Source organism: Acidaminococcus massiliensis (assembly GCF_900095825.1).
Taxonomy (GTDB): Bacteria; Bacillota; Negativicutes; order Acidaminococcales; family Acidaminococcaceae; genus Acidaminococcus; species Acidaminococcus massiliensis.
The window spans coordinates 653,845-675,517 of sequence record NZ_LT608315.1 but is presented as its reverse complement, the minus strand read 5'-3'; the positions used below and the strand labels follow the sequence as shown (position 1 = coordinate 675,517).

General features: G+C 54.3%; 17 protein-coding genes and 1 pseudogene. All 18 read right to left on the bottom strand.

Annotation, left to right across the window (positions count from 1 at the left end; all coding sequences use genetic code 11):
* Positions 1-213 precede the first annotated feature (213 nt).
* Entirely contained in the window at positions 214-3,639 is a 3,426-nt protein-coding gene (locus BQ2657_RS03270; RefSeq protein ID WP_075579353.1) for a pyruvate carboxylase, read from the bottom strand.
* 233 nt (positions 3,640-3,872) lie between these two features.
* On the bottom strand, positions 3,873-5,168 hold the full coding sequence (locus BQ2657_RS03265) for an O-acetylhomoserine aminocarboxypropyltransferase/cysteine synthase family protein (RefSeq protein WP_075579352.1): 1,296 nt from the start codon (positions 5,166-5,168) through the stop codon (positions 3,873-3,875).
* A gap of 110 nt (positions 5,169-5,278) precedes the next feature.
* Complete coding sequence (locus BQ2657_RS03260) at positions 5,279-6,157, bottom strand: DMT family transporter (protein ID WP_075579351.1); 879 nt, start codon at positions 6,155-6,157, stop codon at positions 5,279-5,281.
* An 83-nt stretch (positions 6,158-6,240) separates the two neighbouring features.
* The gene (gene dinB / locus BQ2657_RS03255; RefSeq protein WP_075579350.1) at positions 6,241-7,389 is read right to left on the bottom strand and encodes a DNA polymerase IV; all 1,149 of its coding nucleotides are present in this window, start codon (positions 7,387-7,389) and stop codon (positions 6,241-6,243) included.
* Positions 7,390-7,483: 94 nt separating this feature from the next.
* Positions 7,484-8,065 (bottom strand): manganese efflux pump MntP, encoded by a 582-nt coding sequence (locus tag BQ2657_RS03250; protein ID WP_075579349.1) that lies wholly within the window; start codon positions 8,063-8,065, stop codon positions 7,484-7,486.
* Positions 8,062-8,370, bottom strand: coding sequence for a hypothetical protein (locus BQ2657_RS03245; protein ID WP_075579348.1), 309 nt, complete (start codon positions 8,368-8,370; stop codon positions 8,062-8,064). The genes BQ2657_RS03250 and BQ2657_RS03245 overlap by 4 nt, the downstream gene beginning before the upstream one ends.
* Positions 8,371-8,464: 94 nt before the next feature.
* On the bottom strand, positions 8,465-9,700 hold the full coding sequence (locus BQ2657_RS03240) for a M24 family metallopeptidase (protein WP_075579347.1): 1,236 nt from the start codon (positions 9,698-9,700) through the stop codon (positions 8,465-8,467).
* 236 nt (positions 9,701-9,936) lie between these two features.
* Positions 9,937-11,274, bottom strand: coding sequence for an adenosylmethionine--8-amino-7-oxononanoate transaminase (gene bioA, locus BQ2657_RS03235; RefSeq protein WP_075579346.1), 1,338 nt, complete (start codon positions 11,272-11,274; stop codon positions 9,937-9,939).
* A gap of 10 nt (positions 11,275-11,284) precedes the next feature.
* Positions 11,285-11,971 carry a dethiobiotin synthase gene (bioD, locus tag BQ2657_RS03230; protein WP_075579345.1) on the bottom strand — a complete coding sequence of 229 codons (687 nt, stop codon included), beginning with the start codon at positions 11,969-11,971 and terminating at the stop codon, positions 11,285-11,287.
* 13 nt (positions 11,972-11,984) lie between these two features.
* Positions 11,985-12,526, bottom strand: a pseudogene (locus BQ2657_RS03225) (biotin transporter BioY).
* 389 nt (positions 12,527-12,915) lie between these two features.
* Entirely contained in the window at positions 12,916-13,182 is a 267-nt protein-coding gene (locus BQ2657_RS03220) for a DUF1653 domain-containing protein (protein ID WP_075579344.1), read from the bottom strand.
* Entirely contained in the window at positions 13,183-14,052 is an 870-nt protein-coding gene (locus tag BQ2657_RS03215; RefSeq protein ID WP_075579343.1) for a DMT family transporter, read from the bottom strand.
* Positions 14,053-14,188: 136 nt separating this feature from the next.
* Positions 14,189-15,361 (bottom strand): iron-containing alcohol dehydrogenase, encoded by a 1,173-nt coding sequence (locus BQ2657_RS03210; RefSeq protein ID WP_075579342.1) that lies wholly within the window; start codon positions 15,359-15,361, stop codon positions 14,189-14,191.
* Positions 15,362-15,432: 71 nt separating this feature from the next.
* Positions 15,433-16,062 (bottom strand): formate/nitrite transporter family protein, encoded by a 630-nt coding sequence (locus BQ2657_RS03205; RefSeq protein WP_075579341.1) that lies wholly within the window; start codon positions 16,060-16,062, stop codon positions 15,433-15,435.
* Positions 16,063-16,235: 173 nt separating this feature from the next.
* Positions 16,236-17,555 (bottom strand): acetyl-CoA hydrolase/transferase family protein, encoded by a 1,320-nt coding sequence (locus BQ2657_RS03200; RefSeq protein ID WP_075579340.1) that lies wholly within the window; start codon positions 17,553-17,555, stop codon positions 16,236-16,238.
* A 104-nt stretch (positions 17,556-17,659) separates the two neighbouring features.
* The gene (locus tag BQ2657_RS03195; protein WP_075579339.1) at positions 17,660-19,039 is read right to left on the bottom strand and encodes an aldehyde dehydrogenase family protein; all 1,380 of its coding nucleotides are present in this window, start codon (positions 19,037-19,039) and stop codon (positions 17,660-17,662) included.
* 92 nt (positions 19,040-19,131) lie between these two features.
* Positions 19,132-20,280 (bottom strand): iron-containing alcohol dehydrogenase, encoded by a 1,149-nt coding sequence (locus tag BQ2657_RS03190; RefSeq protein ID WP_075579338.1) that lies wholly within the window; start codon positions 20,278-20,280, stop codon positions 19,132-19,134.
* 29 nt (positions 20,281-20,309) lie between these two features.
* On the bottom strand, positions 20,310-21,602 hold the full coding sequence (locus tag BQ2657_RS03185; RefSeq protein WP_075579337.1) for a TRAP transporter large permease: 1,293 nt from the start codon (positions 21,600-21,602) through the stop codon (positions 20,310-20,312).
* Positions 21,603-21,673 lie beyond the last annotated feature (71 nt).

Below are 21,673 nucleotides of genomic sequence, written 5' to 3'. Positions count from 1 at the left end.
TCGGCCTCCTGGAGACCGAAAGTCTTTTTTTTAGTTTTTTAGAAAGCAGTAGGCCAGAGCCAGGCGGGGTACCGCTGAACGACCCTTGAGCGGAGCGTGAAGAAATTTTCGGTTTCGCTCATCCGCTGGGAGCCTCGTTCAATCGTCAGCGCGTTGGCGGGAAGCGGATTCGAATATCGACCATTAACGTGCAACAGCCCCTTTTATCTCTCATCACTGGATCACCACCAGCAGATCCCCGGACTGGATCCGGCTGCCGGCTTTGACCAGCACTTCCTTGACCAGGCCGTCCACCGGCGCCGTCAGGGTGGTTTCCATCTTCATGGCTTCCGTGACCATCAGCGGATCTCCCTGTTTCACTACAGTTCCCGGTTCCACCTGGACCCGGAGCACCGAGCCGGACAGGGTGGCTCCCACTTCTCCCGGCACCGTAGGATCTGCCTTCCGGGCCAGGCTGCTGCCTTCCGAAGCCTTGGCATCCCGGACTTTGATTTCCCGGGGCATCCCGTTGATTTCGAACTGGACCTCCCGATACCCTTCCGGATCCGGCCGGGTCAGGTAATTCAGCCGGACCAGCACCATTTTTCCATCCATGTGCACCCGGATTTCTTCCCCTGGCTTCATGCCGAAGAAGAACGTGGGCGTATCCAGGATGCTCATGTCCCCGTATTGATGGTACCTCTGTATATAGTCTTTATAGACCTTGGGATACAGGCAGCAGCTGCTGACAGCCTCCGGAGTATCCGGGATGTGCAGTTTCTTCAGATCCTCCCGGAGTTTGTCCAGATCGATGGGCTGGGGAGGCGTCTCCAAGTGAGGTTTGGCACCCCGCAGGATGATTTTCTGGAGCAGTTCTGGGAACCCGCCATAGGGCGTCCCCAATTTTCCGTCAAAGAAATCCACCACGCTCTGGGGAAAGTCCAGGGTATCTCCCCGCTGGTAGATGTCTTCCTCCGTCAGATGGTTCTGGACCATGAACAGGGACATATCCCCCACCACCTTAGAAGAAGGCGTGACTTTGATCACATCCCCGAACAGCTGGTTCACCCGTGCATACATCCGGCAGACTTCCGGCCAGCGGTCTCCCAGTCCCACCGCGGCAGCCTGCTGCTGCAGGTTGGAATACTGCCCGCCCGGCATTTCATGTTGGAACACCGTGGTGTTGGGACAGGTCATCCGGGCATCCACTCCGGCATAATACTTCCGGACCACCTGCCAATACCGGTCGATGGTCTCCAAGGCATCCAGATCCAGCTTCGGCTGCCGGGGCGTATGTTCCAGGGCATAGCACAGCGCCGTCATGGATGGCTGGCTGGTCCCGCCGGACAGGGCACTGGTGGCCACATCCAGGATATCCACCCCGGCTTCCACCGCTTTGGCATAGCTGTACAGGGTACAGCCGCCTCCTTCATGGCTGTGGAGATGGATGGGCAGATCCACTGCGTCCTTCAGGGCCGACACCAGAGCATAGGCCGCTTCCGGCTTCAAAAGCCCTGCCATATCCTTGATGGCGATGATATTGGCCCCGGCATCAGCCAGGGCTTTGGCCAGATCCGTATAATACTGCAGGGAATATTTCTGCCGCCGGTCGTCCAAGATATCCCCCGTATAGCAAATGGTCCCTTCTGCCACTTTCCCCAGCTTGCGGACCGCTTCGATGGAGAAGGTCATATGATCCAGCTGGTTCAAGCAGTCAAAGATCCGGAACACATCCACCCCGTTTTTCGCCGCCAAAGTCAGAAATTCCCGGATCACTTCCGGGGGATAATTGGTATACCCCACCGCATTGGCTCCCCGGGTCAGCATCTGGAACAGGATGTTGGGGGCTGCCTGGCGCATGAGCCGGAGCCGCTGCCAAGGATCTTCATCCAAGAAACGGTAAGCCACATCGAAGGTAGCACCGCCCCAGTTTTCAAAAGCATACAGCTGGGGCACCTTTTGGGCCGTATAATGGATGGCCCCCAGGATATCCCGGGTCCGGATCCGGGTGGCCAGGAGGGACTGGTGGGCATCCCGGTAGGTGGTATCCATCAGCAGCACCTGTTTCTGATCCAGGATCCAGCGGGCAAAAGCGTCCGGTCCCAGTTGATCCAGGAGCTGCTTCGTCCCGGCCGGGCAGGGGCTTCCGTCCGTTTCCAGCCGCACCGGCGGCGGGAATTCCGGTTTGGTATGATGGCCATTCCCCCGATATCCGTTCACCGTCACTTCTCCGATATAGGTCAGCATCCGGGTCCCTCGGTCACTGACTTCCTCGGGATCCACCAACAGTTCCGGATGCCGGTCAATGTAGTTCACATCGCAGGCCCCAGCCTGGAACGCTGGATCCTGGAGCATATTCTTCAGGAAGAAGATATTGGTCTTCACTCCGCTGATCCGGAATTCGTCCAGGCAGCGGAGCATCCGATGGATGGTGGCCAGCGGATCCATAGCATGGGCCGTCACCTTGACCAGCAGCGAATCATAATAAGGGGTGATGACCGCTCCCTGATACGCGGTCCCCGCATCCAGACGGATCCCCGGTCCGCCGCCGCTCCGGTAGGCAATGATTTTCCCCGTATCCGGCATGAACTGGTTCTGGGGATCTTCCGTGGTGATCCGGCATTGGATGGCCACCCCGTTGCAGGGGATGTCTCCCTGCCGCCCCGCATGGATCTCCGGATCATCCAAGCCATGTCCCTCGGCGATCAGGATCTGGGCCTTCACGATATCCACATCCGTAATGGCTTCGGTCACCGTGTGTTCTACCTGGACTCGGGGATTGACTTCGATGAAATAAAAATGCTTTTCGTCCTGATCCGCCAGGAATTCTACCGTCCCGGCATTCACATAATGGACATTCTCCATGAGTTTCAGAGCTGCCTGGCAGATGGCCTCCCGCAGTTCCCGAGGCAGGGACCAGGCCGGAGCCATTTCGATGACCTTCTGGTGCCGCCGCTGGATGGAGCAGTCCCGTTCATGGAGATGGACCACATGGCCCTGTTCATCTCCCAAAATCTGGACTTCGATGTGTTTGGGGTTCAGGATGCATTTCTCCACATAGATATCTTCGTCCCCAAAAGCCATCCGAGCCTCTGAACGGGCCCGGTTGTAAGCTTCTTCCAGGTCTTCCATCCGGTCCACATTCCGCATGCCTCGGCCGCCGCCTCCATTGACCGCCTTGATCATCACCGGCAGGCCCACTTCTTCCGCGAAGGCCTTCACTTCCGCAAAACTCTTCACCGCTCCTTTGGTGCCAGGGATCATGGGGATTCCCGCTTTCTCCGCCTGGATCCGGGCATTCACCTTATCCCCGAACATCTCCAAATGTTCCACCCGGGGACCGATGAAGATGATCCCTTCCTCCTCACAGCGGCGGGCCAGCTGGGCATTTTCTGCCAGGAACCCATAGCCTGGATGGATGGCATCCACCTCATGTTCTTTGCAGATCCGGATGATGTCTTCGATATCCAGATAAGCATCCACCGGTTTTTTCCCTTTTCCCACCAGATAGGCTTCATCTGCCCGGCTGCGGTGCAGAGACAGGATATCTTCCTGGGAATAGACGGCAACGGTACGGATGCCCAGTTCATGACAGGCCCGGAAAATCCGGATAGCGATTTCCCCTCGGTTGGGGACCAGGATCTTGTGGATGGCGCGCATAGGAGTTCCTCCTTCTAATTGCAAAGATTGTATAGGGCGAACACTTTACACTTTACGTTTTTTATTATTCGTGTTGCCGTTTTATTGTAGCATATCTTTGGAGGATTGCAACATTTTTATTATATTTAGTATTGATTTATTCTTATATTGTTAATTGTTGTTACGGCCGTTACATTTCAAAAGAAAAAACAGGGGGCTGCTGCAGATGCAGCAGCCCCCTGTTTTCTTTTGGATCAATCCAAAGCGGCAAAAGCCTGTTTCAGATCATCGATGATATCGTCAATATGTTCGGTCCCGATGGACAGCCGGATAGTAGCCGGGGTGATTCCGGAAGCGGCCAGCTCTTCTTCGTTCATCTGGGAATGGGTGGTGGAAGCCGGGTGGATCACCAGACTCTTCACATCGGCCACATTGGCCAAGAGGGAGAAGATCTTCAGATGATCGATGAACTTCTGGGCAGCGGCGGCACCGCCTTTGATCTCAAAGGTAAAGATGGAAATCCCGCCGTTGGGGAAGTACTTCTTGTACAGTTCATGATCCGGATGGTTGGGCAGGGAAGGATGGTTCACTTTGGCCACATGGGCATCGTGGGCCAGGAATTCCACCACTTTCAGGGCATTTTCCACCTGACGTTCCACCCGCAGGGACAGGGTTTCGGTGCCCTGGAGCAGCAGGAAGGCATTGAAGGGAGAAATGGTAGCCCCCGTATCCCGCAGGATCAGGGTCCGGATATAGGTTACATAGGCAGCAGCGCCCACGTCCTTGGCAAAACTGATGCCATGGTAGCTGGGGTTGGGGTCAACCAGCCAAGGGAACCGGCCGGAAGCCACCCAGTCGAACTTGCCGCTGTCCACGATGATGCCGCCCAGGGTGGTACCATGACCGCCGATGAACTTGGTGGCAGAATGGACCACCACGTCAGCGCCGTGTTCAAAAGGACGCAGCAGATAGGGAGTGGCGAAAGTGCTGTCAACCACCAGAGGGATCTTATGCTTATGGGCAATGGCGGCCACTGCATCGATGTCGATCAGGTTGGCATTGGGGTTGCCCACGGATTCAATGTAGATGGCCTGGGTATTTTCCCGTACCGCATCTTCGAAGACCTGTACCCCTTTGGTAGGATCCACAAAAGTGGTTTCGATGCCAAAATCCGGAAAAGTATGTTCGAACAGGTTGTAGGTCCCGCCGTATACGGTAGTAGCGCAGACAATGTGCTGGCCTGCATGGACCAGTGCCTGCATGGCATAGGTCACGGCAGCAGCACCGCTGGCCGTTGCCAGGGCCGCCACCCCGCCTTCCAGGGCTGCGATCCGTTTTTCAAAGACATCTTCCGTGGGGTTGGTGAGCCGGCCGTAAACGTTGCCTGCATCCTTCAGGGCAAACCGATCAGCGGCATGCTGGCTGTTCCGGAACACATAAGAAGTGGTCTGGTAGATGGGCACTGCCCGGGAATCCGTTGCCGGATCAGCTTGTTCCTGCCCCACATGGAGCTGCAGCGTCTCAAAATGATACTTCTTTTCTTCGCTCATTGTCATTGCCTCCCTATTCATTCCCGTTTAATTACCACTATTTTAATATGATTTACATTATAGGCACTCAAATTCAGTCTGTCAATAGAATTTGTTTTCTTTTTCCCGTATCAGTCATTCCGTGCCAAGACGCCGACCATGACCATGATGCACAGAGCTCCCAGCATTTCTACCGGTCCCACCTTGTTGCCCATGACCACCACAGAAAAGAAATACGCGGACAGGGGCTCGAACGCCGCCAGGGCCCCGGTTTCCGCCGGAGGGATGTACTTAGTGCTTTCCAGATACACGTAGTAAGCAACCAGCGTCCCCAGGACGAAGAGGATGCCGAACGCCTCCGCCGTATGGAGATCGAAGAGAGCGCCTTCCAAGGAAGGATGATTGAAGATTCCCAACAGCAGAGCATTCCCCAGGCTTCCCCAGCCCAGGATCAGGAAGCAGCTGTATTTTTTCAGCAGGACGGCTGCATAAGCTGTATAGAACGCCATCCCAAAAGCACCCAGGATCCCGTAAAACAGTGCCTCCTGCGAGATGGCCAAGGCCGCCCCTTCTCCCTTGGTGGCAATCAGCGCCGTCCCTACCAAGGCCAGGACCACAGCCACTACTTCCCGCCGGGTAGGCCGTCTCCTTTCCTTGATCAGGTACATGAACAGAAGGATGGCCGGCATGGTGTACTGGAGCACCGTAGCCGTCGCAGCATTGCTGTAATAGATGGATTTGAAAAAAGTGACCTGCATCAGGTACATCCCCAGCAGGACGAATTTCAGGAGCCATTTCCAGTCGTTTTTCAAGGGGGCCAGGAGGTCCTGCTTCTGATACAGGCAGGTGCCCAGGAATACCACACCGGTACAGACCATCCGCCAGAATAGGATAGCCGCCCAGGTAAAGTGCTGGTGCACCATCAGATATTCCACACTATTGCTGCTGCTTCCCCAGAGCCCGGCCCCCAAAAGGACCATGCCCACACCGATTTTCTTCCGCCGTTCCATTGCCCGTCTCCTTTCCGCCCTCCGGCCCCCTCCTTCAGACAGTTCTATTCTACCTTTTTTCCCGAGCTCTGGCCAGCTGGATTTTACCGTTTTCCCCAGCCCTTCCGGATGATGTCCTCCCCGAACCGCTGCTTCAGGGCATCCAGGGCTTGGTTCCGTTTTTGCCGCCGTTCATCGTCCAAGGCCAGGCTTTGGGAACCTGCCGGCACCAGATGGCTGACGCTGACCCCCAGCAGCCGTACCGGCTGGCTCCAGGAAAGCTGCCGGGCCAGCAGGCGGATCTGTTCCATCAGCTCCTCATCCTGAGACAGAGGCTCCTCCACCATCCGGCTCCGGGTCAGCAGCTGAAAAGTCCCGGTCTTCACCTTCAGGGTCACGGTGCAGCCGGAAAGGCCGGCGCAGCGCAGCCGCCATCCCACCTGTTGGCACAGGTCCCACAGGGCCCCCAGACAGGTTTCCATGCCCACCAGATCCACGGGAAAGGTATTCTCCTTCCCCAGGGATTTCCGCTGCTCATCCGGCACCACCGGCCGACTGTCCAAGCCTTGGGCCCGATTCCGGATCTCTTCCGCATTTTTCCCCAAGAGCGGCCGCAGCAGCCGGGGATCGCAGGCAGCTAGCTGTCCGATGGTCCGGATGCCCATTTTTTCCAGTGCAGCCACAGAGCGCTGTCCCAGTCCGAAGATCCGGCCCACTGGCAAGGGTGCGATTGTGGCAGCTGCTTCCTCCGGCCGGATGATTACCATTCCGTCCGGTTTCCGCAGGTCGCTGGCCAGTTTGGCCAGGAATTTGTTGGGAGCCAGCCCCACGGAAGCGGTGAGGCCGGTCCGTTCCCGGATTGCCTGTTTGATTTTCGGTCCCAGGGCATATACATCTCCCGCCAGGGCTTCCATCCCCGTCAGGTCCAAGAAGGCTTCATCAATGGACAAGGGCTCTACCAGGGGAGAAAATTCTTGGAAGATCTTCCGGATCTCCCTGGATACTTCTTGATAGCGGCCATACCGGCCCTGGACATAAATGGCCTGGGGACAGAGCCGGTGGGCCGTGGCCATGGGCATGGCCGAATGGACCCCGAACTTCCGTGCTTCATAGGAGCAGGTGGAAACCACGCCCCGGCCGGAAAGGCCTCCCACAATCACCGGTTTTCCCCGGTATTCCGGATGGTCCAGCTGTTCCACAGAAGCAAAAAATGCATCCATATCCACATGCATGATGTAACGTTGGCGGACCATCTTGATGCCTCCTTTTGGAAAAGGGCTGTTGCTTACGCAACAGCCCCCGTCAATGGTCGATTGTCAATGGCCAAAGGAAGCCAGCTCCGCTGGCTTAGAACAGAAACGGCGTCCAGTTGTCCAGGATCCCGTAATGCTCAATGACAGCCTTCAGACCGATCAGCAGCAGCACAAAGCTGCCGGCTTTCTCCGCCCGTTCCTTGCCCCACATGCCAATCACCGATCCGCAGGCACAGCCCAGGAAAGAAAGGCAAAAGGTAATGGTGCCGATTTCCAGTATTGCCGGCAGGATCCGGATATCCAAGAAGGCAAAGCCCACGCCCACTCCCAAGGCATCCAGGCTGGTAGCCACCGCCAGTCCCAGCATAGTCCGGAAGCCAGTGACTTTTTCTTTTTCTTGGTCTTCTCCCGCTTCCTGGATCATGTTCCAGCCAATATAAGAAAGGATCAAAAAAATGATCCAATGGGAATAAGCCTCCGCTACCTTGGCAAAATGGCTGCCCAGCTCGTAGCCGACCAGCGGCATCAGGGCCTGGAACACCCCGAACCAGGCACCGAAGATCAGCCCGCCTTTGAACCGTTCCCGACCTTCCATTTTCAGCCCTCCGCAGACAGATACAGCGAAAGCATCCATGGAAAGGGACACTGCCAGCAGGAATAGGGTCAGCGCACTCATTTCCGGATCCCCTGGAGCACGAAATAGGTGAGGAATTTCAGCACCCGCAGTTCCTTTTCGTTATGCCGCTTGTCCTCGCTCATTTTCCCGAATACCGGTAGAGCGGTCTTTAGCATGGCCTTGGTGATGCCGTGCTGGCGGACGCCTCCTTGGAGGATGGATTTTTCGAACCCTTCCAGGACCTGCAGCGACTGCCGTTTCTGAGGCCCTGTCAATTTCCCGTTCCCCAGGATCTGCTTTTTGATGACTTCTTTCTGTTCCAGGAAATCCTGTTTATCCAGGAGCCCATTTTCTTCTGTTGCCATATTTTTCTTTTACTCCCCTTGTTTCCAGGCTGCAGCCAACCCGCTGTCCTGAAAGATTTTATTTTGTTATTTTACCATTTCCGGCAAGGGAAAATCAACGGATGACCCGCAGCGGCTGGGATCCTCCCGTCAAACAGACCGGTCCCTCCGGTCCGATCCGGTAGGTGTTTTCCGTCCCTACCATACCCAGTCCCGGCAGGGCGATCTTGGGTTCCACCGCAAAAACCATGTTCTCCTCCACCCGATCTTTGACGCCGCCGGCGATCACCGGTGTCTCATCCATGCACATACCAATGCTGTGTCCCAGGAAACGGCCCCCGTTCATGAACATATTTTCATAGTAGGGATCGAAATCAGCCATCACCTTGTCGTAGATTTCTCCCAAAACAGCCCCTGGTTTCAAAAGGGCCAGAGTCTGCTGTTCCAGGTCCAGGCAATAGTTGTAGGCCCGGAGGATTTCCTCTTTGGCCGGATCCCGTTCCAAATCCCCGAAATAATACACCACCGTTTTATCCGTATTGTACCCATCCACCCCACAGGGGATATCCAAGTAAACCAGACGGCCCGGCTTCAGCAGCCGGAAGGCTGAGCCAATGCTCTGGACCGCCACACAGGTACCGCTGGTCCCTCCAGGTCCGTCAAAGGCCGTCCGCACCAGCGCGCTCTTCCCAAAAGAAGCCAGACCGATGGCATCTTCTCCTGTGGGCCGATTGGTCCGGGCTACCCCCTGGCTGCCCTTCAGTACCATCCGCAGGTACAGCTGGATGGCCAATTCCGCTTCGCTGATCCCCACTTTCAGGAACACCGGAGCTTCTTCCATGAGCACATCGGCATGGATTTGTCCGCTGCGGCTCAAAAGGGCCAGCTCGTAGTCGCTTTTCACGCTCCGGAGGCCGCTGAGCACCGCATCCAAGTTTCTCCTGGTTTCGAAAGGAAAGTATTTCCGGAAGAACCGGAGCCATTCCAGAGAGGTGTGCTTTTCATCCAGATACACTTCTGATGGCAGATCCGCCCCATAGTATTCCGCCGGCTGCCGATAGCTGTGCATCCGGCGGATCCAGCCTTCCGGAAGGAGGCTTTCATTCAGGGCCCGGGCCAGGCTCCTGCGCACCCACAGGATGGCGTCCTGGGGCCGGACTATAAAAGCTCCTTCCTGCATGGTACCGGTAAAATAATACATATCCAATTTATCTGTGATCACGGCCATCTGCCAGCCTGGCTCTTGACGGTCCAGGGCTTCCCGCAGCCGTGTCAGCCGGTTTTCCAGTTCTTCCCGGGGAACCCGGCGCAAGTCTTCACTGATCAGGATATCATGTTCCAAAATAGCCATAGGATGTTCCTCCTGTTGTCTTCTATGATCATGCTCCCCCATCTTACCACGAAAAAGGAGCCGCTGCACGGAAAACGTACAGCAGCTCCTTTTGAGAGTTTCTCATGGGCCGATCCGGAGGGACGGATCAGGACGAAATCAGGCTCGTTGAATTCGTTGTCCTTAGTATAGGACAGATTACGTTTTGTGTCAACCTTATTTTATTTTTGGTTTACCTTATCCCAGGCAGCCGGCTCTCAGGCCAGCACCTGTTCCAGGATATCCATGGCCTGGGTCAGTTCCGCCCGGGTAATGGTGAGAGGCGGGTTGAAATACAGTACATCTCCCAAAGGCCGGAGTACCATTCCCCGTTCCAGGGCCTTTTGATAGAAGTAATACCCCAGCCGTTTTTCCGCCGGGAAGGGGGCTTTGGTCTTTTTGTCCGCCACCAGTTCCAGGGCGTGGATCAGGCCGATGTGGCGGATTTCTCCCACCAGGGGATGGTTCCCGAACCGGGCTTCCATTTCTCCAGTGAGCCACCGGGCGGTTTCCCGGGCCCGGGGCAGGATCTGTTCCTGTTCCAGCACATCCAGCACCCCGTGGGCCACCGCACACCCCAGGGGATTCCCGGCATAGGTGTGGCTGTGGAGGAAGGCCTTGTGCTTGCCGTAATCGTCGTAGAAAGCCTCATAGATCTCCCGGGTGGTCACCGTCAGGGACATGGGCATGTACCCTCCGGTCAGTCCTTTGGACAGGCACATCACATCCGGGGTGATCCCTGCCTGGCCGCAGGCGAACAGGGTACCGGTCCGGCCGAAGCCGGTAGCGATTTCGTCGGCGATCAGCTTCACCTCATAGGCATCGCACAGCGCCCGGAGCTTTTGGAGATAGAGAGCCGGGTACACCCGCATGCCGGCGCTGCCCTGGAGCAGGGGCTCCACAATCATGGCGGCAGTTTCCCGGCCGTGGAGGGCAAAGGCCTCTTCCGCTTTGGCGAAGCATTCACACTGGCAGTGGTCCCGGTCCTTTCCATAGGGGCAGCGGAAACAGTCCGGGGCTTCCACATGGATGTTGTCCATCATCATGGGCTTGTACAGTTTGGCGAACAGATCCATGCTCCCCACGGACAGAGCCCCGATGGTTTCTCCGTGGTACCCTTCCGTCAGGCACATGAACCGCTGTTTTTCCGGATGGCCGGTCTGGGCCCAGTACTGGAAACACAGCTTCAGAGCCGCTTCCACTGCCGCCGATCCGTTGTCGTGGAACTGGAACCGGCACAGCCCTTCCGGCACCAGGGCCTTCAGCCGTTCCGCCAGGGTAATGGCCGGGGCATGGGTGAAATTGGCAAAGATCACATGTTCCAGTTTGTCCAGCTGGTCTTTGATCCGTCCATTGAGCACCGGATTCCGGTGGCCTAGCAGATTGGCCCACCAGGAGCTGACAATGTCCAGATAGGCTTTGCCGTGGATGTCGTAGAGCCAGACTCCCTGGGCATGATCGATGACCATGGGAGGCAGGGTTTCGTAATCTTTCATTTGTGAACAGGGGTGCCAGATCAGGTCCAGGTCCCGCTGTTCCATTGTTTTGTGTTCCATTTTCGTCTCCTTAGGTATAAGCTTCCAGCAGTCTGTCCAGAGGGCCTTCCAGTTCCCGGTCACCTTCCTTTACGCAGGCCAGCACCGGCAGGCCGGTAAGTTCTTCCACCATGATCCGGTTGTCTTCCTGCATCCGGTCTCCCGGTTTCCACCGGTTGAACAGGATTCCCCGGACTGGGATGGCCCGGTGCCGGAGATATTCCACCGTCAGCACCGTACTGTTGATGGTCCCCAGTCCCCCATCCGCCACCAGAAGGCAGCCCAGGTCCAGAGCCTGGATCATGTCCTCCAGCAGCAGGTGGTGATCCTTTTCCCAGCCCAGAGGACACAGGATGCCCCCGCTGCCTTCCATGGTGAGATACTGGTGCCGGTCTTTGGCCTTCCGGAAGGCCTGCCGGATCTTGTCCAGGTCCACCGGATGGTTGTTGATCCGGGCCGCCAGATGAGGAGACACCGCTTCCCGGTACACATAGGTCACCAGATCTTCCAGAGGGTCCGGGATCCCGGCGGTTTCCTTCACCCAGGCCGCATCCCCGGGCACCAGGTTCCCGTTTCCGTCCGGTTCCGCCCCGCTGAGGGCGGCCTTGTAGTAGCTGCCGTCCAGCCCCGCTTCCCGGATCTTCTTCACCAGAAGCCCGGTCACATAGGTCTTCCCCACATCCGTACCCGTTCCCGTAATGAATATCGCTTTACCCATTCCATTCCTCTCCTTACACCCAGATTCCCGCTTTCCGGCACCGGAGCCCTACAAAGGCCGCTCCCAGGCACAGGAGGAAATCCGGCACCACCTGGAGTACCCCGCAGTACCACAGGGCCGCCCAGAAGCCGATGGGGGCCTGGACCAGATAGTTGGAGGACAGCCAGAAATAGCTGATCCCCAGCACATAGACGATGACCATCCCCACCAGGTTGATCCCCAGGAGCCGGGACAGGGTCACCTCAGCAGCTCCCTGCCGGGCCAGATTCCCGCAGACCCAGGCCTGGATGGTAAACCCCACCAGATACCCAAAGGTGGGCTGGAGCACATAGGAGGGCCCCCTCCGGAAGCAAACACCGGGATTCCCACAAGGCCCATGACCACATAGGTCCCTACCGCCAGGGCCCCCAGCCGGGCTCCCAGCAGCAGTCCCGCCAGCAGGGTGAACATGAACTGCAGGGTGTACACATCGCTCCCCACCGGGATCCGGATCAGGGCCCCCACTGCCACCAGGGCAATGAACAGCCCGCACAACACCATTTCACGCAAACGCACAGCCTCACCTCCAGAATTTTCAGACTTCCTTACCATACAGGAAGCGGGCTATTTAGTCAACCTAGTATTTTAGTATAGTTAACGTAAAAGGGGCTATGAAAAAATGAGAAATTATTTTTTCACATTCCCTTTTTGTCACTGGTCAACGGTCACTGGTCACTGGCCGATGGAAAGAACCCGTGGCTGACGGGTTCTTCCGAATAAAAAATAGAAATGTGCCTTTCTTTTCATCCGTTGCTTGTCTTAGTTTCTTCTAGAAAGGCAAGGACAAGCCAAAGGCGCGTCTGAGCCAGCATCATACAATGAAAGGCAGCCGCAGCCCGGCTGCCTTCCTTCGTCCAGTGACTAGTGACAAGAGACCAGTGACCGGGCTGCCAAAAGGCAGCCCCCTACACCTTCTCAAACCGGTACTTCTGCTTCACTTCCGGATATTTCTTATGGTCCACTTCACTGTAGAACATGGCGGCTGGCCTGACATACAGGCCAAAGTCCCCATACAGGGCTTCATACACCATCAAAGGTTCCCGGGTTTCCGAATGGACCGCCGGTCCGATGATCCGGTACAGATACCGGTTGGTCCGTTTTTCCTCTTCCGTCAGCCGTTCCCGCTTGAAATGCCGCACGATATCCCCTGGATGAAAAATACGATTTTCCATTTATCTTCTCCTTTCCCCGCCGATCATGCCGCCCAGCACCAACAGGACCCCAGCCAGCTGCAGTCCAGTGATGGGTTCCTGGAGCAGGAATACGGAAATACACACTGCAACCACCGGATCCACATAACTGAGCAGGGCAGTAGTCTGGGCCGGCACCTGGGTCAGGCTGCCGAAATAGATCCCGTAAGCCAGCCCCGTATGGACGATGCCCAAAAGCATCGTCAGAGCCCACCCAGCCCCATCCATGGTGTGGAAATCCAGCTGCCCTGTCAGCAGACAGTAGAGCAGCAGGAAAAAGGCTGCCGTCCCCAGCTGTACGGAAGTCTGTTCATAAGGGTCCAGCCCGGTGATGGTCTTGCTGATGATGATGATCCCTGCATAAAAGAAGGCTCCTGCCAGGGCACAGAACACCCCAGTGATATCGCCCACGTCTCCGCTGCTGCCCAAGACCCCGGAAACCAGCAGCATGCCACCAACGGTAATGGCGCCGCACACCATTTTCCGCCGCGTGATCTGTTCCCGGAAGACCAGGGGTGCCGCCGCCAGCATGAACACCGGCGCCATATAATAACACAGGGTAGCGATGGCCACCGTGGTATGGTTAAAGGATTCAAAGAAAAACACCCAGTCCAACCCCAAAAGGAGCCCGCTGAGCAGAAGCTTCGGTGCCCGGTCCTTCAATTTATCCCAATGGAAGGGGATATGGCCCGCCCGCATCAGGAACAGCATGGTCAGGCAGCCCAGGGCAGCCCGCAGGAATGCCAGAGGCACGGACCCCAGGGGAATGTACCGGCGCACCAGGCCAATCGTCCCAAAAATGACCAGGGCCAGGAGCATCCGGGAACGGGGAGAAAGAAAAGTAAGATCCATGGAAACGCCATCCTTTGCCGCAAGATTGTGAGTCCTTCTATTATAGCATAACGGAAAGGAGGCGAAAAAACCTTCTGCGCCTCCTGTGCAATATGGTTGTACTACCGTTGTTTTAAGGTTGTATACGGTTTCTGTCTTACCGATAGGCCTTCTGATAAATGACCACACATTCTTCCCGGGAGGGAGACCGCCGATCATTCAGGAACAGTCCTTTCATGGCCGTGGAAGCATTTTCCGCCATTTTAGGGAATTCTTCCGGCAAGATTCCATAATCGCTCATCTTCAGTCCGGCTACGCCGCATGCTTCCTGCAATTTTTGCAGAACATCTAAAAACTCGTAAGGTTTTTTGGCATTTTCTTTTCCCAAGAATCTGGCCATTTCTACGAACCGGTCATCACAGATATGCTGTTCCAGCATCCAGCCAAAATACGACAGGGTGATCATCAGCAGCCCGGCCCCATGAGGAAGGGTCTCGTGGTAGGCGCTCATGGCGTGTTCCAAGGAATGTTCACTGGTACAGCCTCCGGTGACCATAGCGTACCCGGACAGGGTGTTGGCAAAAGCCAGCTGGGTCCGAGCCTCCAGGTCCCTGCCATCCACTACGGCACGGGGCAGATACCGGCCTATCGCCCGGATGGCCGTAGACGCCACCATATCGCTGAGGGGGTTGGCCTTCCGGCTCACATAGGTCTCCAAGCTGTGGAACAGGGCATCGAAGCCCTGGTAAGCGGTGAGCCGAGGAGGGACGGTCAACATCAGTTCCGGATCGACGATAGCCAGCCAAGGAAACAGATCCGGCAGCTTCAGGCCGATCTTTTCATGGGTCCCCTGGTTGGTGATCACACTGCAGGCATCCACTTCCGAGCCAGTCCCTGCCGTAGTGGTGATGGCAATCACCGGCAGTGCCCGATGGGCATGCTGTACACCTTTTCCCGTTCCCGCATTGACATAATCCCACAGGCTCCCTTCATTGACAGCCATCAAGGCGATGGCTTTGGCTGCATCCATGACGGACCCGCCTCCCAGGGCCACCACCAGATCCGCTTCCATATCCCGGGCCGCCTGCGTCCCAGCTTCCACCGATGCCAGGGTAGGGTTGGCCTGGATCCGGTCGAACACTTCCGTCACAGCTCCGGCGGCAGCCAGTTCTTTTTCCGTCCGTTCCAGGTAGCCATTGACCCGGGTAGACTTGCCGGAAGAAATCACGATCAGTGCCCGTTTCCCTGGCAGTTCCTGGGCATGGAGCTGCCCCAGCTGACCAGGTCCGAACAGCACCTTGGTAGGAATATCGATTTGAAATGAGTCCATCAGCCTTCCTCCTCACAAAAGATACTTCGAGTATAGCAAAAAAGCCTCTGGGAAGCCAGTCCCATCCTTGCTCAGCCTGCGGCCTTCCTAGCTGCCTGCCGGGCTCCCCAGGCTGTCAGCCCCCCGCAGATATTGCCGCCGGTGATCACCAAGAGACGCACCAGGGCTTCCTGATCCATCTGCCCGGCCATAAAATAATAGAACATATCAGCTACACTGTGCTCATACCCACTCATGATGAATACCGTGATACCCACAAAAATGGCCAGGTATTTTCCCAGTGCCAGAGGAAATGTCTTATATCCTTCTACGGCGATGTAAACAAAAATGTTGCAGAAAAAGCCCAAGATGAACAGGCTCAAAAAGGTATCCCCATTTTTTCCTGCCACCAGGACCAAAGCCGCCTGCCGGGCCGCCGGCCCTACCCGGGTCAGGCCCAGCAGACTGGCTGCCAATCCGGCCCCCAGCCAGTTGCCGATCCAGATCAGGGGAAACCGGAACCAGCTCCATAACGGCTGTTCCAGCGCATAACAGACCCGGCCGGTAAACAGATGGAACTGCATCTCACAGATGGTATAAAGCCCTACACAGAACAGCAGCGCCCCCACCAGTTTTTCCGACTGGAGCAGGAACACGGCCCCGCCCAATCCGATGCAGAACCCGGCAGCGATGGCAGAAAGCAGTCCTTGCAAAATTTTCATCACGCACCTCCATGGTCGAAAAGGGATATTTGGCAAGACTATACCATAGAGGGTATCGGGAAATCGTCAAAAAAGATAAATAAAGAGAGTGTCTATACGTTATCCGCACAAACACTCTCACTCTGTACAAACCTCTTTTCCCAAGAGGGAGTCTTGCTGCCATATAAATGATTTCAGGAGAACACTCTGGCTTTATACTCCCGCAGCTCTTCCCGGAAATCCGGATGAGCAATGCGGATCATCGCTTCTGCTCTTTCTTCTAGGGACAATCCCGTTAAATGAGCCACCCCGTATTCAGTGGCCACATTTTGGATCAAAGCCCTAGGCCCTGAAATGGCACTGCCGGCAGCAATGGCCGGAACGATATTCGAATGACGCACACCTTTCTTGTCCACCCGAGAAGACTCTATACAAATATATCCTGCACCGCCCCGGGACAGGAACGCTCCTTCCAGGAAATCCAGCTGTCCTCCCACGCCGGAAATCTGGCGGGTACTCACGGATTCGGCATTTTCCTGCCCCATCAAATCCAGCTGGATTCCCCCATTGATACTGATATATCGGGAAATCCGCTCCATCACACGGGGATTATGGATGTAATCCAGTTCAGCAGGATAAAAGACCTCTGGCCTTTCCTGAAGCCAATCATACAGCTCCTGGGATCCGCTGACTAGATTCCAGGAAGAAAGCCCCGTTTTTTCTTCCTTCCAACGGTTGGTCAGTTTTCCCGCCTTATGGAGCATGAGAAAGGCATCGCTTAGCGTCCCCGTATGACAGCCCAAATCTTCCTGTTCCGATTGCGCCAGAAGCTGGGCAATGGTAAAAGGAATGGCCCCCACTCCCAGAGATAGAACCGCACGATCCGGAATTTCTCGAACTACATTTTTGGCAATCTGCAGATCCGCCTCACTGGGTGCCCGATAACTGGATACGCAAAGTGGCTGATGTTCCCCTTCCACGATATAGTCGGCTTCATCCAAGGAAACACGATGAGAACCATCCACTCCCTGGAGATTGGGCATCTTTTCATTGATTTCAAAAATGACCGTCTTGGCTTTCTGGATGATGGTCTTCCAGCAATAATTTGCCAAGCCAAGGCCGCAATACCCCTGATTATCCGGTTTAGATACTGGAACAATGGCCACATCCACCTGAAGATAATCCCGATACATCTCCGGCAGAAGACGCAGCAGCATGGGAACGAAATGCAGTCTCTTGGCCGTAAACATCTTTCGTTCATAGTTTCCCAGATGCCAGCTGTAATATTGGAAATGCTTCATATCCGGGTCACAGTCGATGGTATGGATGATAGGCCGATAAACCAATCCCCCGCGGATTTTTACATCCTGTAGTTTCTCTTTATGGCGGGCCAGAGCTTCATCCATCAATTCCGGGAATCCGTTTCCAAAGCCAAAATCCACCCAATCTCCTGATTTTATTGCCAATTCCACAGCTTTATCAGGGCTCACGTATTTATGAAGATAGCGCTCCATTGACTCTTCCCCTCCTGTCGCATCCGTCCTTTTTCAGGCGAAAAGCAGCTGCATTGCCCATAGGCATCCCTGCAGCCGCTTCCCGCTATGAGAAAGGAAAGGACTTATTCGGCCCAGATTTCTTCATCCGTAGGGATATACATATCCGGAACACGGTAAGAAACGCGAGTCAGGTTCATCAGATGATAATAAGTAAAGTTTTCACTGATGCTGTTGTTGCCCCAGGTCCCGCAGCCCAGGGTAGTGGTGGGATTCAGCCCGTTATCCATAGCACCCCCAAGGTTGGTGCCGCCCACCTGGTTCACGGCAAAACGGCTGACCGGGATTGCTTCTGCCACAGCTTCAATATGTTCCGGCGTATTGGAATGGATCACCACGCTGTGCCCAATGCCCTCCATTTCCAGATTAGTCTTGGCAATATGGATGGCATCTTCCCATTTGTCATAGGTAAAGAAGGCCAGCACAGGAAAAAGTTTTTCTTTGGCCAGAGGTTCATCCTTCCCATAACCGCGAGTACAGGAAACGATGACTTTGGCATCTTCTGGAATCCCTTGGATACCGGACAGCTGAGCGATTTTTTTCACGCTGGCCCCAGGATATTCCTTGCTCACAGGACCACCGTTGGGGAACGCTGTATCTCTCAGCTTAGCTGCATCTTCCGAATTGCCGATGTAATAAGCACCATGTTTCTTCAGGGCAGCAATCATCTCTTCTTTTTTATCTTCCGGACAGATGACATTCTGTTCACAGGTGCACAATACCCCATTATCAAAAGTCCGTCCTTTGATGACCATGGCGGCTACCTGATCCAAATCCGCATCCCGGTCTACCAGGACCTGGACATTTCCCTGCCCCACGCCGATAGCCGGTTTTCCGGAAGAATAAGCAGCCTTGACAAGCCCAGGACCGCCGGTACAGATGCACAGATCTACCGCACTCATCAGTCCCGCAGAAAGTTCCATACTAGGTTCCGTAATCACCTGGATCAGATTTTTCGGCATTCCCAATGCAGCCAGTGCTTCATTGATTACTTCTACCGTTTTCACACTGGAATGTTTTGCCCGGGGATGCGGACTTACGATCATAGAATTTCCGCATTTCAGGGCACACATTGCATTTTGCATCACATTGATGACGGGATTCGTAGTTGGCGCTACGCACCCAATCACCCCTATGGGCTTGGCCACTTCCACCAGCCCCAGTTCCGGGATCCGTTTGATGATGCCCCGACTTTTTTTGTCTTTCATCCGCCACCAGACACTCTTTGATTTATTGACACATTTGGCAATCTTATCTGCATAGTTCCCCATTTTGGTTTCATCGACTGCCATATGAGCCAACAATTCGGCATTATCATAAATGGCTTTCCCCACTGTCCGCACGGCCTTGTCAACTGTTTCCTGAGGATATGTAGCAAATTCCTGCTGTGCAATGCGAGAAGCTGCAACCATTTTATCTAAATAATCTTTTACTGCCTGTTCCATAATCATATACTCCTTTCCAAATATCCTTTTCCTTAAGGGAACCAATTACTTACTAATTTTTCCATTTAAAAATCAGGTCATCAGACTTATTTTTACAACAATTTCCGGTACAGAGCTTCAATATCCTGAATCGTTGTCTGCCGTGGATTGACCACCACATTGACACTCTTCATGGCATCAATGGCCATCACGCCGATCTTGTCTTCCGTCACACCCACATCAGACAGTTTCTCCGGGATTCCCAGTTCCCGATTCAAATTTCGTAATTCTTCCACCAGCATTTCCGGAATGAAATATTCATCGGCTTTTGCACCTTGAGTAATGCTGTCATAGATTACTCGATATCTTCCTTGATCAGCCAAGGCATTATATTCCACAATCACTGGCATTAAAATGGCATTTGCCACACCATGAGGCACATGGAAAAATCCGCTGACCGGATGACTCATGGCATGGATATTGCCCAACTTCCCCCAGGCAAAGGCCAAACCGGCCAGCATGGACCCAACTAGCATATTGGAAGCTGCCTCTTCATCATCTCGGGAAGCCACATAGCGCCGGATATTCCCACCAATCATCCGCATGGCATGTTCTCCCATGGCATCCGTGAAAGGTGACGATGTCTTCGACACATAGGCTTCCATAGCATGGATGAACGCGTCGACACCGCAGGCTGCTGCTACCGAACGGGGCACTGTCATGACCAGTTCTGGATCTAAGAGCGCATAGGTAGGACAGATATTGTAACTGATGATTGCCATCTTGAAATGAGTTTTTTCATCCGTAATCACAGAGGAAGCCGTCACTTCACTGCCAGTCCCAGCAGTCGTAGGAATGGCGATCAAAGGAAGGACAGGGCCGGGCACTTTTCCCAATCCGGCATAATCCGTGATCTTCCCCCCATAGGTCACCAGGATGGCTACCGATTTGGCCACATCCATAGGACCGCCGCCTCCTAAGGCCACAATGCTTTTACACCCGGACGCTTTGAATGCTTCCGTCGCTGTTTCCACATTTCCTACCGTAGGATTGACCGATAGATCGATGAATTCCTGACAGGCGATTCCTTTTTCCGCCAAGATTGCTTTCGTCTTATCCACCAGACCCACTTGCTGCAGTCCTTTATCCGCAACCAAAAATACGGAAGCCGCATTCTCTGTTTGTAGGATATCAGGCAGCTGCTTCAGAGCACCCCGCCCGAAGACAACATTTTGCGGAACTTTAAATGTAAAACTTCTCATCAATTTTCCCCCTTCCAAATCATTTAGTCTCATTTATGAGCACGCATAAGCTCAACCAGGAAAGTTGAAAATCCGGGTACATAGGTAACCAGCATCAGTACCACGACCAGCGCAATAAAAAGTGGCCAGACATTCTTTACTTGTTCGTTAAAATTCACTCGCTTATCCAAACCGTCAGCAACAAAGAGGTTAATGCCCAAAGGCGGTGTCACGAGTCCCATAGTTAAGTTCATCACAATAATCACACCGAATTGGATAGGATCCACTCCCAATTTTTTTATCAAAGGATACAGAATCGGTGTATAAATAAATGTAGAAGCAGTGGTTTCCATGAAGCACCCGTTGATCAACAGTATGATATTAATCAACAAAAGGACCAAGGCTTTGCTGTGAGTAATCCCCAAAACCAAGTTGGACAGCTTCATAGGAACCTGCTGAGTAGAAACGATAAAACTGAAGATATTGGCCGTAGCTACGATAAAAAGAATCATCGCAGAAGTTTTTACCGATTCAAAGGATATTTCCATCATATCACTGGGTTTCAGCGCATGATACACCAGCCAAGATACCAGGAACCCATACACACAAGCTACCGCAGCTGCTTCAGTCGGCGTAAAAACTCCTGAATAGATCCCCCCCAGAATAATCACCGGCATTAAAATTGCCCAGATGGCTTTAAAAAATGTTTTGATTACTCGGTCCAGATGGACTCCATCCATTTTACTGCCCCAGCGGTTTTTCCGTGCTTTGACATAGGTCATCAAGCAAAGAGCCAATCCCATAATAATCCCAGGGATTACGCCTGCTGCAAACAGTTCACTGACGGACTGCCCTGTAATCAGCGCATAATTCACAAAGGGGATACTGGGAGGAATGATGCACCCAATAATCCCACCGCAGGCCACCAGAGCAGCAGCAAAACCTGGAGGATACCCATCATTGATCATGGCCGGAATCATGATGCTTCCAATGGCAGCCACCGTAGCCGGAGCCGAACCAGAAATCGCTGCAAAAAACATGCAGGCGATGGTAGCCACAATACCCAGAGAGCCATCGATCCAGCCAAAAAGCTCATAACAAAAGTCAACAATCTGCTTTGAAATCCCACCTTTTCCCATAATGACCCCAGCATATACAAATAGAGGAATAGCCAGGAGAGGAGTAGAATCCAGTGCGGTAATCATCCGCTGGGCTGCGATAAACATCTGTCGGCTATTTCCAGCAACCGCCATAGCCAAAAGAGGGGCGCCTCCAATACAGACGGCAATAGGGACTCCTATAAACAGGAGGACCGCCAAGCCGATGAACAATACGGTAATCATAGCTGCCTTCCTTTCTCAAAAAAACCATTCTTGGCTTGTAAAATCCCTTTCTATTTTTGACTTAAATCAAT